The following is a 15,816-nucleotide window of genomic DNA, read 5'->3' on the forward strand; positions in this document are numbered from 1 at the left end:
GCAGGGGTCAACCGCGCACGCGCGCCTGTCGATACGTCCCCAGCACGCGCACCCATTTCGAATGGAAGGTGAGTTCCGCGAGCGCGCGGCCGAGCCCAGGGTCGCCGGGCCGCCCCGCAACGTCGGCGTAGAATTCGGTCGCCGCGAAGCTGCCGCCGCGCTGGTAGCTTTCGAGCTTGGTCATGTTGACGCCGTTGGTCGCGAACCCGCCCATCGCCTTGTACAGCGCGGCGGGGACGTTGTTCACCTCGAAGATCAGCGTCGTCATCCACTCGCCGTCGCCGGTCGGCTCATGCCCCTCGCGCGCGAGCACGACGAAACGCGTGGTGTTGTGCTCGGCATCCGCGATGTCGCTGGCGAGCGTCTCGAGCCCGTACAGTGCCGCCGCGCCGGGGGGGGCGAGCGCCGCCAGCGCAGGGTCGCCGCGCTCCGCCACCACCGCCGCCGCGCCGGCGGTGTCGGGATAGGAGGCGGGCAGTATCCCGCGCTCGCGCAGCCACAGCCGGCATTGCCCGAGCGCCTGCGGATGGCTCATCGCCTCGCGCACGCCCGCCAGCGGGCCGGTCCCCATCAGCGCGTAGCGAATCGCGAGGAAATGCTCGCCGGTGATGACCAGCCCCGATTCGGGGAGCAGGAAATGCATGTCCGCCACCCGACCGTGGAGCGAATTCTCGATCGGGATGATCGCGCAATCCGCGCGGAAATCGCGCACCGCCTCGATCGCGTCGGCGAAATCGAAGCACGGCAGCGGGAGGCCGTCGGGGAACGCCTCGCGCGCGGCGATATGCGAATTCGCGCCCGGCGCGCCCTGAAACGCGACCGCGCGGCTCGGGTCGGCGGCGGCGGCGGCGGTCATCTCGGCGACGATCGCGCGGGCGGGGGCGGCGAAATTTTCCATATTGGCTCGGCGCGTACCGTTCCCGGGTCCGGACGGCAAGCGGGTGCAACCCCGGTACACGCACGGCTTGCGGTCAGCCCCATGCGAATCTATGCACGAAAGTATCATAGCGGCCCCGGTGAGGGCCGGACATCGGCAGGGGCAGCGGCAACCATATGGATAATCGCACCAATACGATCGCAGGCTGGGTGCTCGGCACCATGGGGCTCGCGCTCGCACTGACGATCGGCGGCAACATGTTGGTCAAGCCGATCAAGGCCGAAAAGGCCGGTTATCCGATCGAAGCGCCCGCCGACGACGCCGCTGGCGGCGGTGCCGCCGCCCCCGACGAACCGATCGCCGCGCTGCTCGCCAAGGCCGATGCGGCGCACGGCGCCGAGGTCTTCAAGAAGTGCACCGCCTGCCATTCGATCGCGCAGGGCGGCGCGAACGGGATCGGGCCGAACCTGTACGCGACGGTCGGCGAGGGGATCGCGCAGGGCAAGGCCGGTTATGCCTTCTCGGACGCGCTCAAGTCCGCGGGTGCGGGCAAGAAATGGACCTTCGACGAGCTCAACAAGTGGCTCACCTCGCCGCGTGGCTATGCGGCGGGCACCAAGATGACCTTCGCCGGGCTGACCGCGGGCAAGGACCGCGCCGACGTGATCCTGTATCTCAACCAGCAGGGCTCGAACGTACCGCTCCCGCCGCCTCCGGCGGGCGCACCGACCGCGACCGACGCCAAGGCACCGCCTGCGGCGGGCGCGGCCGATCCGGGCGGCAAGGCGTCGCCGAGCGTCGAGGGGCTTGGCAACACGACGGTTCCGGCGGCGGCGGGGAAGTAAAGCTGCGCCCCGACGAGGCATGACCGCTGCGAAACCATAACTGTTCTCCCGCGAAGGCGGGAGTCCAGGAGTCGCGAGAACGGTCAGCCGTTGTTTTGCTGCACGCTGGATTTCCGCCTTCGCGGGAAAACAGCCAATGACGGGTCGTTACCGACTTTCCCAGAGAATTCGCGAAGGCCAGGGTCGAGGGCTGCGGGCGCAGCGCCCGATCCCCTTGCTCCTGCCTCCGGAGCAGTCCGGATCAGTCGCGGTCGCGGTAGAAGGCCTGAACCACGTCCCAGCCTTCCTGCGCCGTCTCGACGAAGGTGAAGATCGACAGGTCCTTGGCGCTGACCACGCCTTCCTCGACCAGCGCGTCGAAATTGACGACGCGGTTCCAGAAGGCGCGCCCGTAGAGCAGCACCGGGATCGGCGCGATCTTGCCGGTCTGGATCAGCGTCAGCAGCTCGAACAATTCATCGAACGTCCCGAACCCGCCCGGGAACGCCGCCAGCGCGCGCGCGTGGAGCAGGAAGTGCATCTTGCGCAGTGCAAAATAGTGGAACTGCATCGACAGCGACGGGGTGACGTACGGGTTGGGCGCCTGTTCGTGCGGGAGCACGATGTTGAGCCCGATCGATTCATGGCCTGCGTCGGCCGCGCCGCGATTGGCGGCTTCCATGATCGACGGTCCGCCACCCGAGCAGACGACGAAGTGGCGCTTGCCCTCGGTATCGACCGGGAAGCCGCTCGCCAGCTGCCCGAGTTCGCGCGCGACGTCGTAATATTTCGACTTGGCGACGAGATTCTCCGCGATGCGGACCGCCTGCGCGCGGTCGCCCTGGGCGGCGTGCGCGATGTCGAGCAGCGCCTGCGCCTTGGCGGGCTCGGGGATGCGTGCGGAGCCGTACATCACGAAGGTCGAGGCGATATTGGCCTCGTCCATGATCAGCTGGGGTTTCAGCAATTCGAGCTGGAAGCGGATCGGGCGGAGATCCTCGCGCAGCAGGAAATCCATGTCCTGGAAGGCGAGGCGATACGCCGGATTTTCGGTCTGGGGGGTGCTGACACCGGTCTTGGCCTGTTCGGCGTCGGTGCGGGCGGCGGGGAATACGCGCGAAGGAACGTGCGTGTCGTGCTTGGGGGACTGACTCATCCGCGCCAAATAGGCGTTTCGGCGGTGGAATTGAAGGCGGCAGTTTCTTCGCCGACTGCGCGTTCTCCAGTCAACTTGCTATCGTCCTGCGGTCTACCGTGATCCGTAGCTGGAAATTGGTTATAAAGCGGCTCGATGAACCCCGGCACAACGCGACGCCGCCGCAAATGTCAGTTTTGGGCCCTCCTCCTTTGCTGTTTTCCCGCGAACGCGGGAATCCAGAGCAAAGCAAAACAACAGTTTACGGTCCTCGCGACTCCTGGGCTCCCGCCTGCGCGGGAGAACACGGAGGGTTTTGCAGAGCGCGTTCGCAAAGCCAGGGTGACGGCTCGGCTTCACCGGCAGAACCCGGCGCGATCATCCTCGATATGCAGATGATTGTAATGGACCGCGTTGTAGTCCGGGCTCAGCACCGTGCCGAACCGCCGGCACGCCGACGCGCGGATCGTCCGCAGGAACGCGCGGATGTTGGGATCGGGGTTGTTCCACCCGCCCTGGATCGTGATCCGCCGCCCGTCCTGGAGCACGAACCCCGAGACATCGACCGCATTGGCGGTGGCATGGCCCGAGCGCCGCGCGGCATAGGCCGCCTTGGTGCCGACGACGTTGCGGCAGGCGTAGGTCCCCATGCTCTCGATCCGCACCAGGTCGCTCCCGAGCATCTGGTGCGCGGCGGGGACGACCGCATGCTCGACCCAGCCCGAGAAGCTGCGCGCCAGCCCGCAGCGCATCGCGCGAAGATTGGTGACGGGGATGCCGATGTCGAGCAACTGCAGCGCGCCGACGATCTGGCATCCGCCCCCGAAATCGCGGTCGGGGAGCGGGGAATAGCTTACATCCTCGCGCGACAAGTCGGCGTAGCAGGCCTTGGTCTCACGGCTCGTCGGCAAGTTGAGCGTCACCGGCCGCGCCCCGGCAGGGCGCTGCGGCGGCTGTTTGTCGCGCCCGCCTCCCGATGCGCAGGCGGCGAGCAAAAGCGTCAGCAGAACAACGGCAAGACTACGTGACATGCCGGACTGTTAGCGCCTTACTCAGCGCGGAACGCCATCAAAAAATGCGAGGATCGATAAGCACGCCTGGATTTGCGCCCAGCCATTGGATTGCCAGGACCATCCGTGCGCGTCGTAGCCCTGTACGATCGTTGCGTCGCGTGCGGTCATTACGACTTGACGTTGCGCGGCAGACCTCTAGGAGCGGCGACGGGCCACGCGGTCCCAACGCCGCGCGTGCTCTCTGTAAGGAGAGACTACATGACTGAACTGCCTGCGCGTCCTGCGCACCTGCCTGCACGCCCGTATTTTTCCTCGGGCCCATGCGCCAAGCCTCCGGGCTGGTCCGCCGCCACTCTCGCGACCGACTCGCTGGGGCGCTCGCACCGCTCGAAGATCGGCAAGACGCGGCTGCAATATTCGATCGATCTGATGCGCGAGCTGTTGAAGCTCCCCGATACGCATCGCATCGGGATCGTCCCCGGCTCCGACACCGGTGCTTATGAAATGGCGATGTGGACGATGCTGGGCGCAAAGCCCGTCACCGCGCTCGCCTGGGAAAGCTTCGGCGAAGGCTGGGTGACCGACGCGGTCAAGCAGCTCAAGATCGATCCCACCGTCGTGCGCGCCGATTATGGCCAGCTGCCCGACCTGGGCGCGGTCGACTGGTCGAACGACGTCCTGTTCACATGGAACGGTACCACTTCGGGCGTCCGTGTCCCCAACCCCGACTGGATCCCCGCCGACCGCGAGGGGCTTTCGTTCGCCGACGCGACCAGCGCGGTGTTCGCCTATGACATCGACTGGGACAAGATCGACGTCGCGACCTTCTCCTGGCAAAAAGTTTTGGGCGGCGAAGGCGCGCACGGCGTGCTGATCCTCGGGCCGCGCGCGGTCGAGCGGCTCGAAAGCTATACGCCTGCGTGGCCGCTGCCGAAGGTGTTCCGCCTCGTGTCCAAGGGCAAGCTGACCGAAGGCGTGTTCAAGGGCGAGACGATCAACACGCCCTCGATGCTCGCGGTCGAGGATTGTATCGCAGCGCTCGAATGGGCGAAGACGGTCGGCGGCGCGGACGGGCTGATCGCGCGCAGCGACGCCAATGCCGCCGCGCTCGACCAGATCGTCGCGGACCGGTCGTGGCTCGGGCATCTCGCGGCGGATGAAGCGACGCGCTCGAAGACCAGCGTCTGCCTGACGGTCGAGGGTGCGGACGAGGCGTTCATCAAGGCGTTCGCCGGGCTGCTCGAGAAGGAGCACGCGGCGTATGACATCGCGGGCTACCGCGATGCGCCGCCGGGCCTGCGCATCTGGTGCGGCGCGACCGTCGACACCGCGGATATCGTGGCGCTCGGGCCGTGGCTCGACTGGGCCTATGCGAGCGTGTCGAAATAACGTCCGTCACCCCGGCGAAGGCCGGGGCCGCCCCGTAATTCGGGCGTGACGCGACCAACATGCCGGCCCCGGCCTGCGCCGGGGTGACGATCATTAGTAAATTCAGGCCCCGCCAACCCCGGGGCAACGGAGACATCCTATGCCAAAAGTCCTCATTTCCGACAAAATGGACCCAAAAGCCGCGCAGATCTTCCGCGAACGCGGCGTCGAAGTCGACGAGATCACCGGCAAGACCCCGGAAGAAGTCATCGCGATCATCGGCCAGTATGACGGCCTGGCGATCCGCAGCTCTACCAAGGTGACCAAGGCGATCCTCGCCGCCGCGACCAACCTCAAGGTCATCGGCCGCGCCGGGATCGGCGTCGACAACGTCGATATTCCCGCCGCCTCGGCGCAGGGCGTCGTCGTGATGAACACCCCGTTCGGCAATTCGATCACCACCGCCGAACACGCCATCGCGCTGATGTTCGCGCTCGCGCGCCAGCTTCCCGAAGCCGACGCCAGCACGCAGGCGGGCAAGTGGGAGAAGAACCGCTTTATGGGGGTCGAGCTGACCGCCAAGACGCTCGGGCTGATCGGCGCGGGCAACATCGGCGGGATCGTCGCGGACCGCGCGCTCGGCCTGCGGATGAAGGTCGTCGCCTATGATCCGTTCCTCTCGCCCGAACGCGCGGTCGAACTCGGCGTCGAGAAGGTCGAGCTCGATGAATTGCTCGCGCGCGCGGACTTCATCACGCTCCACACCCCGCTCACCGACCAGACGCGCAACATCCTGTCGGCCGAGAACCTCGCCAAGACGAAGAAGGGCGTACGCATCATCAATTGCGCGCGTGGCGGCCTGATCGACGAGGCGGCGCTCAAGGCGGGGCTCGATTCGGGCCATATCGGCGGTGCGGCGCTCGACGTGTTCGTGACCGAGCCGGCCAAGGACTCGCCGCTGTTTGGCACGCCCAATTTCGTCTCGACGCCGCATCTCGGCGCGTCGACCGACGAAGCGCAGGTCAATGTCGCGATCCAGGTCGCCGAGCAGATGTCGGATTATCTGATGTCGGGCGGCATCACCAACGCGCTCAACGTGCCGTCGCTCTCCGCCGAGGAAGCGCCGCGCCTCAAGCCGTACATGGCGCTCGCCGAAAAGCTCGGGTCGCTGGTCGGTCAGCTGACCCACGGCGCGATCGCGCGGATCTCGATCCACAGCGAGGGTGCTGCGGCCGAGCTCAACCAGAAGCCGATGGTGTCGGCGGTGCTCGCCGGGTTCCTGCGGACGCAGACCGACACGGTCAACATGGTCAACGCGCCATTGCTCGCCAAGGAGCGCGGGATGGAAGTCCGCGAAGTCCGCACCGAGCGCGAGGGCGATTACCACACGCTGCTGCGCGTCTCGGTCAAGACCGATGCGGGCGAGCGCTCGGTCGCGGGCACGCTGTTCGGCGATGCCGCGCCGCGGCTGGTCGAACTGTTCGGGATCAAGGTCGAGGCCGATCTCGCCGGCCACATGCTGTACGTCGTCAACGAGGATGCGCCTGGGTTTATCGGTCGGCTGGGGACGTTGCTTGGCACGGGTGGGGTCAACATCGGGACGTTCCACCTTGGTCGCCGCTCGGCGGGCGGCGAGGCGGTGCTGCTGCTGTCGATCGACGAGGCGCTGACGCCGGAACTGCTCGCGCAGGTCCGCGCGCTGCCGGGCGTGGTGACGGCGATGGGTCTGGCGTTCTAAAATCAGGGCGGTACCTTCTTCTTCTCCCTCTCCCCTCCGGGGAGAGGGCCGGGGAGAGGGGCCGTGCCGCAAACCAACAAGCTGTTGCTAGCGCGTGCAAAAGCAATGCGCAGCAACCCCACCCCCGCAGAGGCACGCCTCTGGTACAACCTCCGCGCCAAGCGATTCGCCGCGGTCAAGTTCACCCATCAGGTCGTGATCGGCCCGTTCATCGCCGACTTCGTCGCGCGTTCCCGAAAATTCGTGATCGAGCTTGACGGCGACACCCACGCCGACGACGAGAGCGCCGACGCCCGCCGCACCGCGTGGCTCGAACGACAAGGGTATCGCGTGATCCGCTTCGACAATGCCGACGTGATGGGAAATCTCGACGGCGTGCTCGGGACGATCGGTGCTGCGCTTGCGGCTGCCCCTCTCCCCGGCCCTCTCCCCGCAGGGGAGAGGGAGAAGGACATTTGATGACCACCGCGCTCCTCCCGACCGGCTTTCGTGACCGGCTCCCCCCCTTCGCCGATGCCGCCGCCCGGCTCGAGGCCGCAGCGCTCGCTGCCGCCTATGCGTACGGCTACGAACGCGCCGACCCCGCGCTCGCCGAGTTCGAGGCTGGCCTCGCCGGTCGCCTTAAGTCCGCGCGCGCGCAGGATGCGGTGCGCTTCGTCGATCCGGTCAGCCAGGCGACGCTCGCGATCCGCCCCGACATGACCGCGCAGATCGGCCGGATCGCCGCGACCCGCATGGCGCATCACCCGCGCCCGGTGCGGCTGTCCTACGCCGGCCCGGTGCTCAAGCTGCGCGCCTCGCAGCTCGCGCCCGAGCGCGAACTGCGCCAGATCGGCTGCGAGCTGATCGGGCTCGATACGGTCGCGGCGGCGCGCGAAGTGGTCGAGGTCGCGGTCGCGGCGCTCGAGGCGGCGGGCGTTACAAATATCTCGATCGACTTCACGCTCCCCGACCTGATCGACGTGCTCGCGGGCGGACCGTTCCCAATCGACGCGGCGCAGATCGATGCGTTGCGTGACCGGCTCGATGCCAAGGACGCGGGCGGGGTCGCGGCGATCGCACCCGCCTATCTCCCGCTGATCGAGGCCGCGGGCCCGTTCGAGACCGCACACGACCGGCTGTGCGCGTTCGACGCGCGCGGCGCGTTGACCTCGCGGCTCGATGCCCTGTGGAAGATCGCGGACGGGCTCAAGGGCCGCGTCGCGCTGACGCTCGACCCGACCGAGCGGCACGGGTTCGAATATCAGAGCTGGCTCGGCTTCTCGATCTTCGCAGGTGGCGTGCGCGGCGAGATCGGGCGTGGCGGCACCTATACGATCCTGCACGAAAGCGGGGCGGAGGAAGCGGCGGTCGGCTTCTCGCTCTACGCCGACGCGATCGTCGCGGCGGGGCTCGCCGAGGTCGACCGGCGGCGGTTGTTCGTGCCGCTCGGCACCCCGCCCGAAACGGCGGCAGCGATGCGCGCGGCGGGCTGGGTCACGGTCGCGGCGCTCGAGGCGGGGGATACGCCCGGGGCGCAGCTCTGCACGCACGTGCTAATGGAGGGCGAAGCGCGCGCGGTCTAGTCGGCTTTGGGGGGAGCGGGACGCCCTCCCGGCAACCGTCATTCCCGCGAAGGCCGGACCTCTGCGAAAGTCGTTCTACGGCCCCTTGATTTGCTGTTTTCCCGCGAAGGCGGGAATCCAGGGCCAGGCAAAATCACGGCTTACAATTCTCGCGACTCCTGGGCTCCCGCTTCCGCGGGAGAACACCTATGGTCTTGCAGAGGCCATGCCTCCGCGGGAATGACGGAACGCTTGCCACTCCGAGCCTGACGACAATCCCGTCGCTAACACGGCCCCAGCGCCAGCATGGCGGCATGCTCGAGCGGGCCGGCGTCCCCCGCGGACACATAGAACCGCCCCTCCAGAATAGGTCCATGAACCCTGGGCCGCGAAACGACCGTCCCGGCCACGCGGAGTGCGAGCAGGTCTCCGGCCCGGCGGCTCGTGATCCCCTCAAACGCGGCGGCGGCGGTGGGCCGCAAGGCGATCGACAGGTACCAGTCGTCTTCCTCCTCGCGGCGAACCACTTCGGCGCGAAGCACGCTCGCGCGACAGAGCTGTAAGGGACCGAACCACGCACCGGCACGAAGGGCGACGGTCGCGCGCGCGAACGCCTGTTCGGCCCGCTGCAACGCGACGTCGGCCTCTCGCAGGGCAGCGGTTACGTTCGCCATGGTACACGCCCGGCGGCGCCGCGGCGGCGGGTCACGGAGCACGTCCTCTTTGGATCGCGCCCAGATCTCGCTGATCGCGCGATACAGTTTCATCGAGCGTTGCGTGCGCGCCGCAAGCGCTGCGTCAGCATCAAGGCGTGGATACCGGTCGAGGGATTCGCCCACCGCGTCCAGAGGGGCGTCGATGCCGTCCAGCGTGGCGGCGAGCTCGCGCGGGATTTCTCGCCCGAGATCGCCATAAACCTCGCCCGTCTCCACCCGCGCGGCAGCCAAGAGTATCGCAAGCAGCATGTTGATCGCCCTCCCCCCGTCCAGTCTATCCGGAATGCCTCCCCCGTCACCCCGGCGAAGGCCGGGGGTCGGCCCGGTTTTTGTCTTGACCGCCGGTCCGCATGGAACCGGGCGGCTCCGGCCCTCCGCCGGGGTGACGGCGCAGACGCAATAGGCATGGACCCCCCGCCCCCCGCGCATTAGGGCTGCACGCTTTGTCACAGACGATGTGTGGAACAGACCGTGGGAAACGTAGCAGTGATCGGCGCCCAGTGGGGCGATGAAGGCAAGGGCAAGATCGTCGACTGGCTCGCCGAGCGCGCCGATGTCGTCGTGCGCTTCCAGGGCGGGCACAATGCGGGGCATACGCTCGTCGTGGGCGAGAGCGTCTACAAGCTGTCGCTGCTCCCCTCGGGGATCGTGCGCGGCACGCCGTCGGTGATCGGCAACGGCGTGGTGCTCGATCCGTGGGCGCTGAAGGCCGAGGTCGAGAAGCTCTGCGGCCAGGGCGTGACGATCACGCCGGACACGCTGATGCTCGCGGACACCTGCGCGCTGATCCTGCCGTTCCACCGCGATCTCGACGCGCTGCGTGAGGATGCGAGCGGGGCGGGCAAGATCGGCACGACGCGGCGCGGGATCGGCCCGGCCTATGAGGACAAGGTCGGCCGCCGCGCGATCCGCGTGTGTGACCTTGCGCATCTCGATTCGCTGGGTGCGCAGCTCGACCGGCTGACCGCGCATCACGACGCGCTGCGCGCCGGTTTCGGCGAGCCGCCGATTGACCGCGACGCGCTGGTGCAGGAGCTCCGCGAGATCGCGGAGTTCGTCCTGTCCTTCGCCAAGCCGACGTGGCGCGTACTCAACGACGCGCGGTCGCGCGGCAAGCGGATCCTGTTCGAGGGCGCGCAGGGCGTGCTGCTCGACGTCGACCACGGGACCTATCCGTTCGTCACCTCGTCGAACACGATCTCGGGCACCGCGGCGGGCGGCTCCGGCCTCGGGCCGAGCGCGGTCGGCTTCGTGCTGGGGATCGCCAAGGCCTATACCACGCGCGTCGGTTCGGGCCCGTTCCCGACCGAACTGGAAGATGCCACCGGCGAGCAGCTCGGGATGCGCGGCCATGAGTTCGGCACGGTCACCGGGCGCAAGCGTCGCTGTGGCTGGTTCGACTCGGTGCTCGTGCGCCAGTCCGCCGCCGTCGGTGGCATCACCGGGATCGCGCTCACCAAGATCGACGTGCTCGACGGGTTCGACGAGGTGAAGATCTGCACCGGCTACAAGCTTCGGGGCGAGACGCTCGATTATTTCCCCGCGCATGCCGCGGACCAGGCCGAGGTCGAGCCGGTCTATGAGAGCATGCCCGGCTGGCAGGAAACGACGGCAGGCGCGCGCAGCTGGGCCGACCTGCCCGCGCAGGCGATCAAGTACATTCGCCGGATCGAGGAACTGATCAAATGCCCGGTCGCCTTGGTCTCGACCAGCCCCGAGCGCGAGGACACGATCCTCGTGCGCGATCCGTTCGCCGACTGACACGAAAAAGGCCCCGACCGCTCGCGCGGCCGGGGCCTTTTTTTCAACCTGTCAGCGCAGGATGATTACATCGGGCGCTTCTTGCTGCGCTTCGACTTGGTCGTCGTCGCGGTCGTGTCGGTCGTCGAACCGGTGCTCATCGCCGAGTCGGTCGAGGTTGCCGGGCTGCCTGCGGTCGTCGAGGTGCTCGACTGCGTGCTGGACGACATCGACGGATCGGTTGCGGTCGAGCCCATCGGCGCGCCCGGCATCGTCGAGGGTGAACCGGTCGTGGTTCCGGTGGTCGAACCGGTCGACGGCATGCCGCCTGCGCCTGCACCACCGGCTGGGGCGGTCTGGGCGATGGCTGCGGTCGAAAGGCCGAGGGCGGCAATGGTTGCCAAAGTTGCGATACGCATGGGGTCTGGTCCTCTTCTGTGACGTGACCTTCAAATGGGTCGGGGTAATAACGACCGACTTGGCGTTTGGTCGCTCCCTCTATCGCCAAAATTAACCACCTTATCGGTTTGTTACCCGATTGTTGGGCCACATTGCGCGCGATGGAGCAGCTTCTGGTCGGCGAGCACCAGCGCGACCATCGCGGCCACCACGGGGACGCCGCGGATGCCGACGCAGGGGTCGTGGCGCCCCTTCGTGGCGATCTTCGCCGCCGTGCCATCGGGCGCAATCGTCGCGACCGGGGTAAGGATCGAGCTGGTCGGCTTGAACGCGACGCGCAGCGTGACGGGCTGCCCCGTCGCGATCCCGCCCGCGATCCCGCCGGCGTGATTGGCGAGGAATTCGGGCCCCTCCGCACCGGGGCGCATCGGATCGGCATTGTCCTCGCCGCGCAGCGTGGCGGCCGCAAAGCCGTCACCGATCTCGACGCCCTTGACCGCGTTGATCCCCATGCACGCCGCCGCCAGCTCGGCATCGAGCTTGGCGTAGAGCGGCGCGCCCCAGCCTGCCGGCACGCCCGTGGCAGCACAGGCGACCACCGCGCCGAGCGACGATCCCGACTTGCGCGCGGCGTCGACCAGCGTCTCCCACCGCGCCGCCGCCACCGCATCGGGGCAGAAGAACGGGTTGCGGGCGATCTCGTCCACGTCGAAATTGGTGGGATCGATCGCATCTCCGCCGATCGCCTCGACCCAGGCGGTGATCGTCACTTCGCTGACGACCAGCCGCGCGACCGCCCCCGCCGCCACCCGCGACGCGGTCTCGCGCGCCGAGGAGCGCCCGCCGCCGCGATAATCGCGGAAGCCGTATTTGGCGTCATAGGCGTAATCGGCATGGCCCGGGCGATACGCCTTGGCGACTTCGGAATAGTCCTTCGAGCGCTGGTCGACATTCTCGATCATCAGGCTGATCGGCGTGCCGGTCGTCCGCCCCTCGAACACGCCCGAGAGGATGCGGACCTGATCGGGCTCCTGCCGCTGCGTCGTGAAGCGCGAGGTGCCGGGGCGACGCTGGTCGAGCCACGGCTGGATGTCGGCCTCGGTCAGCGGGATGCCCGGCGGGCACCCGTCGACCACCGCGCCGATCGCGGGACCGTGCGATTCGCCCCAGGTGGTGAAGCGGAAGACGTGGCCAAAGGTGTTGAAGCTCATGCCCTCCCTGTCATCCGGCTGCGCGCGTGGGTCAAGCCGTCGGGCGTTGTCGGCGCTCCGTCCGATCGTCGATCAGCGCAGGTGAACGTCCCACCTTGGTGGACAGCAGACATTCCTTGCCCGGTAAAGCAGTCGGCGTCCGCATTCAGCGGTAAGGAACATCACCCTCCGGTCGGAGAATGCCGCCGGCCATCCTGCCTTCTGGATCCAGCGCGACCGACATGAATACCTCGCCGTTGGCAAACACCAGATTGTAGGCGTCGTCGCCCATCATACCTCGCCCGCGATACGTGACCGACTTAAGCGCGCCCAGCTTTTGGAACATGGGATGTGTCATGGGCAGATCCCCACGGACGACGTCGGCAAACCGCGGAGAGAGTTTGTCATAGTCGGGCGCGCCGCTCGCTAGACCGGCGACAAGGCGTCGCAACGCAGCTTCGGTGCCGGCAGTCGGAACCGAGCTGGGAGCGACGGACGGTACCGACGGAACCCTTGCCGGCGGCCCGGCCTGTCCCGCGATGGCGCCAGAAGACTGAACCCACATCATTATAGCTGCTGCAGCAAAAACGCTCATTAGCATTGCTCCTGAGACCAGATAGACAAGGTGCCGCCGTGTGATCCACGCGGTCTCGTTTCGCGGGGCGGCAATAGGGCTGCCTTCTTCCGGCCTGGCACTTCCCTGCGGAAGGTCCGACACAGCGGGTACCAGTCGACCGGAACGATCTACCGACTCCACGAGCTTCGCCGCTTCAAGTGATGAGGAAAGACCCAGCTTGGCGCGGGCCATCTTCAACCGCTTCTCCACGGCATGAGGCGAGATACCAAGATCGAGCGCCATTTGCTTGGCAGTCTGGTGGTTCAGGCAGCGTTTCAGGCATTCCCGCTCCGCTAACGTCAGGCGCAGGATCGCTGCTCGCGTGCTTCGGTCTATCACGTCCATGCTCATGTCGCCCAACGTAGCGCTTTATACGTCCGTACCAACCTCGGCCGTCTGGTACTCCTCTGGTACCCGAAGCCACGACCCCATTCGGGCACACCCGCTATGCCCGGAGTAGCTGTTGATTGAGAGCTGCCGGTCGCTTTTAGGGCGATGCGCGCTGGCACTTGAACGCGGAACGCAGTCGGTGGTGGGAAGCGGAACGGCAACTTTCGGGAGGCGGGTGGCAATAGCCGACATTGCGGGGCTCCAGCTTTCACCAAAAGGGATCCGATTTCCGGAAACATCACGGACCAGGCTATTGCCGCTGCCGATCCGAAAGGCTGTCACCGAACACCCATTCGGCGAACAGCGGTCGCAAGTCCCGGCCACTCGATTCCTCCATCGCCCGCTCCAGGTCGATGCTGGTGACCGTGCCGCCCGCATGGTCACGGGTGTAGCGACGCAGGCCTGCCCAGAACGCGGCATCGCCGAGCGTGACACGCAGCTGCGCCATGAACAGCGCGCCCTTGCTGTATTGGATCGCGCGCCGGACGCCCAATGTCGGGTAGCTCCCATTCCAGGCCAGCGGCTTGTCGAAGCCCGTCACACGCGCCTTTTCAAGCCGGCCCTTCGCTACATCGAGTTCGGCATCATAGGCGCCGCGGCCGTAGCGGTGCTCTTTCCACGCGGCCGTCATGAAGGTGGTGATACCCTCATTCAGCCAGAAGTCCTTGAGGGTCTCGCACGTGATGAGATTGCCCCACCACTGATGGGTAAGTTCGTGCACGATCGCCCAATCCTCTGACGCATCATCTGGCTTCATCGGCAACGCATTGGTGCCGAGGACCGAATATGTCGCCGCCTCCTGCGCCTCACCGCCATCGACCAGAAGCTGGCTGTAGTCGGCGACGGGAAGCGGCACTCCGGCCTTTGCGGAGAGGAAAGCGACCATCCCTCTTGTCCCTGCCAAGCGTCGTTTCAGCTGGTCCGCGTCGGCAGTGTCGCTCAGATAGGTGAGCATTTTTGATCCGACCCACTCGCGGACCTGCGTGAATCGACCCACTGCGAAGCCATAAAGATAGGCCGAGTAGGGTCGGGGCGCTTTCCAGCTTTGGACTTCGCTGCCGTCCGGTGTCGGTCTCCGCGCGATCATGCTGCCTACCGACAGGCTGGTCATTCCGGCCGGGACACGCAGATCGAGCGAGAAGACGGCCTTCTCGCCGAACTTGTTCTGAGAACAGACCATCCAGTCGCACGCGAAATAGCTGGTGTAGAGCGTTTCTGCCGAGCCGGCGAACCCACGCGCGGGGCGGCCATGATAGGATAATTCGAGCTTCACGGTACGTCCGCGCCGAAGCTGCCGAGGCAGGTGGAAGCTGAGCACGTCGCCTTCCACGGTGTGGGCGAGCGCCACGCCATCAAGGACCGCACTGTCGATGCCAAGAGCATTGGCGGAGAAGTTCAGGCGACGAACGCCATCCACCGTTGCGCGCAGCGTGATCGCCTCACGCCCTGCAACGGTCCTGTTCTGGATGTCAGGGGTAAGCGCCAGCCTGTAGCTCGTCACTTCGAACCCATCACCAGGCCTATTGGAGGCGAGCGCAGGGCTACACAGGAACACCAGAGTCGTCCCGGCCAACGATGGTACCAAAATTCTGCGGATCACTAACGCCCCTTTATATGGCTTGGGGTTGGTGAGGAACGTCCGATAGCTTGACGTTACGAGATGGACTTAGCAGTTGCTCGATCGGCTATACGCGCCCGGCGCTGGCGAATTTTCCATGGCACTGCGACCATGACGAACACCATCAATCCGACGAATATCCAAATCTGATCCGTCATACCTTGCAGCCAAGCGATGCATATGACGCACGGCACTGCGATTACGGGTGTAATCTTAGTGGACCACCATAGGACGGCACCCCATCCTGGCCGATCCCAAATTTCCTTACTGAGGTTTAGCAGTATGAGCGTTGCCACGACTTTCAAACCCAGCGTGATAGCGACCATCCAACTCAAAAGGTCGAGCAGTGTGGAGAAGCCGAACGTCATCATGCAACGACGATGCAACGGGGACCGCTTTGGAACAAGGCGTCAGCGCCTTAAGCGTGCGCCGCTTCTCTCTCGCCATTCCCGGTTGGGAACCCATAGCCGGGACAGTCGCCTAGGAGACCGCTGTAGTGGTCGCCTGGGGCACCTGCTTTTCTAAAATCTGTTCCCAATTGCTTTTTCCCAAAATGGCATGGCGGTGACGGAAAAACGGGAAAGATCGCGCTTAACGAATGGCTGCTTTCGGGAGCTCGGGTCGCCAGCCTGAACGACCGGGTGTGGT

Annotated in this window: 14 protein-coding genes; 7 read left to right on the plus strand and 7 right to left on the minus strand. The window is 66.4% G+C overall.

Annotated elements, in window-relative coordinates:
- Nucleotides 1–7: 7 nt before the first annotated feature.
- Entirely contained in the window at nucleotides 8–898 is an 891-nt protein-coding gene (locus L8G49_RS13810) for a prephenate dehydratase (RefSeq protein WP_242186374.1), read from the minus strand.
- 155 nt (nucleotides 899–1,053) lie between these two features.
- On the opposite strand from L8G49_RS13810, the gene L8G49_RS13815 reads away from it, so the two are divergent.
- Nucleotides 1,054–1,722 carry a cytochrome c family protein gene (locus L8G49_RS13815; RefSeq protein WP_242186375.1) on the plus strand — a complete coding sequence of 223 codons (669 nt, stop codon included), beginning with the start codon at nucleotides 1,054–1,056 and terminating at the stop codon, nucleotides 1,720–1,722.
- A 241-nt stretch (nucleotides 1,723–1,963) separates the two neighbouring features.
- Here L8G49_RS13815 and L8G49_RS13820 read toward each other — a convergent pair whose 3' ends face one another.
- Nucleotides 1,964–2,857: a TIGR00730 family Rossman fold protein gene (locus tag L8G49_RS13820; RefSeq protein ID WP_242186376.1), complete on the minus strand. Its 894-nt coding sequence runs from the start codon at nucleotides 2,855–2,857 to the stop codon at nucleotides 1,964–1,966.
- Between the two features lie 335 nt (nucleotides 2,858–3,192).
- A complete protein-coding gene (locus L8G49_RS13825; protein WP_242186377.1) occupies nucleotides 3,193–3,867 on the minus strand; it encodes an extensin family protein in 675 nt (224 codons plus the stop codon).
- A gap of 240 nt (nucleotides 3,868–4,107) precedes the next feature.
- Between L8G49_RS13825 and L8G49_RS13830 the strand changes: the two genes are divergently transcribed.
- The 4 genes from L8G49_RS13830 (at nucleotide 4,108) to L8G49_RS13845 (ending at nucleotide 8,520) form a co-directional block, all read left to right on the plus strand.
- Nucleotides 4,108–5,238: a phosphoserine transaminase gene (locus L8G49_RS13830; protein ID WP_242186378.1), complete on the plus strand. Its 1,131-nt coding sequence runs from the start codon at nucleotides 4,108–4,110 to the stop codon at nucleotides 5,236–5,238.
- 139 nt (nucleotides 5,239–5,377) lie between these two features.
- Nucleotides 5,378–6,955: a phosphoglycerate dehydrogenase gene (serA, locus tag L8G49_RS13835; RefSeq protein ID WP_242186379.1), complete on the plus strand. Its 1,578-nt coding sequence runs from the start codon at nucleotides 5,378–5,380 to the stop codon at nucleotides 6,953–6,955.
- A gap of 105 nt (nucleotides 6,956–7,060) precedes the next feature.
- Nucleotides 7,061–7,414, plus strand: coding sequence for an endonuclease domain-containing protein (locus L8G49_RS13840; protein ID WP_242186380.1), 354 nt, complete (start codon nucleotides 7,061–7,063; stop codon nucleotides 7,412–7,414).
- Nucleotides 7,411–8,520 (plus strand): ATP phosphoribosyltransferase regulatory subunit, encoded by a 1,110-nt coding sequence (locus L8G49_RS13845; RefSeq protein ID WP_242186381.1) that lies wholly within the window; start codon nucleotides 7,411–7,413, stop codon nucleotides 8,518–8,520. Before L8G49_RS13840 ends, L8G49_RS13845 begins: the two co-directional genes overlap by 4 nt.
- A gap of 263 nt (nucleotides 8,521–8,783) precedes the next feature.
- On the opposite strand, the gene L8G49_RS13850 is transcribed toward L8G49_RS13845, so the two are convergent.
- A complete protein-coding gene (locus L8G49_RS13850; protein ID WP_242186382.1) occupies nucleotides 8,784–9,464 on the minus strand; it encodes a hypothetical protein in 681 nt (226 codons plus the stop codon).
- Nucleotides 9,465–9,686: 222 nt separating this feature from the next.
- Here L8G49_RS13850 and L8G49_RS13855 point away from each other — a divergent pair, with 222 nt between their 5' ends.
- Nucleotides 9,687–10,976, plus strand: coding sequence for an adenylosuccinate synthase (locus L8G49_RS13855; protein ID WP_242186383.1), 1,290 nt, complete (start codon nucleotides 9,687–9,689; stop codon nucleotides 10,974–10,976).
- Between the two features lie 81 nt (nucleotides 10,977–11,057).
- Nucleotides 11,058–11,396: a hypothetical protein gene (locus tag L8G49_RS13860; protein WP_242138470.1), complete on the plus strand. Its 339-nt coding sequence runs from the start codon at nucleotides 11,058–11,060 to the stop codon at nucleotides 11,394–11,396.
- An 89-nt stretch (nucleotides 11,397–11,485) separates the two neighbouring features.
- Here L8G49_RS13860 and aroC read toward each other — a convergent pair whose 3' ends face one another.
- From aroC to L8G49_RS13875, 3 genes are all read right to left on the minus strand, one after another.
- Nucleotides 11,486–12,565, minus strand: a complete 1,080-nt coding sequence (aroC, locus tag L8G49_RS13865; RefSeq protein ID WP_242186384.1) for a chorismate synthase — start codon at nucleotides 12,563–12,565, stop codon at nucleotides 11,486–11,488.
- A 145-nt stretch (nucleotides 12,566–12,710) separates the two neighbouring features.
- Nucleotides 12,711–13,511, minus strand: a complete 801-nt coding sequence (locus L8G49_RS13870; protein ID WP_242186385.1) for a helix-turn-helix transcriptional regulator — start codon at nucleotides 13,509–13,511, stop codon at nucleotides 12,711–12,713.
- 289 nt (nucleotides 13,512–13,800) lie between these two features.
- Nucleotides 13,801–15,051 carry a M1 family aminopeptidase gene (locus tag L8G49_RS13875; protein WP_242186386.1) on the minus strand — a complete coding sequence of 417 codons (1,251 nt, stop codon included), beginning with the start codon at nucleotides 15,049–15,051 and terminating at the stop codon, nucleotides 13,801–13,803.
- Nucleotides 15,052–15,816 lie beyond the last annotated feature (765 nt).

Origin of the sequence: Sphingomonas sp. CARO-RG-8B-R24-01, assembly GCF_022662295.1 — a bacterium.
In the GTDB taxonomy this organism is placed as follows: Bacteria; Pseudomonadota; Alphaproteobacteria; order Sphingomonadales; family Sphingomonadaceae; genus Sphingomonas.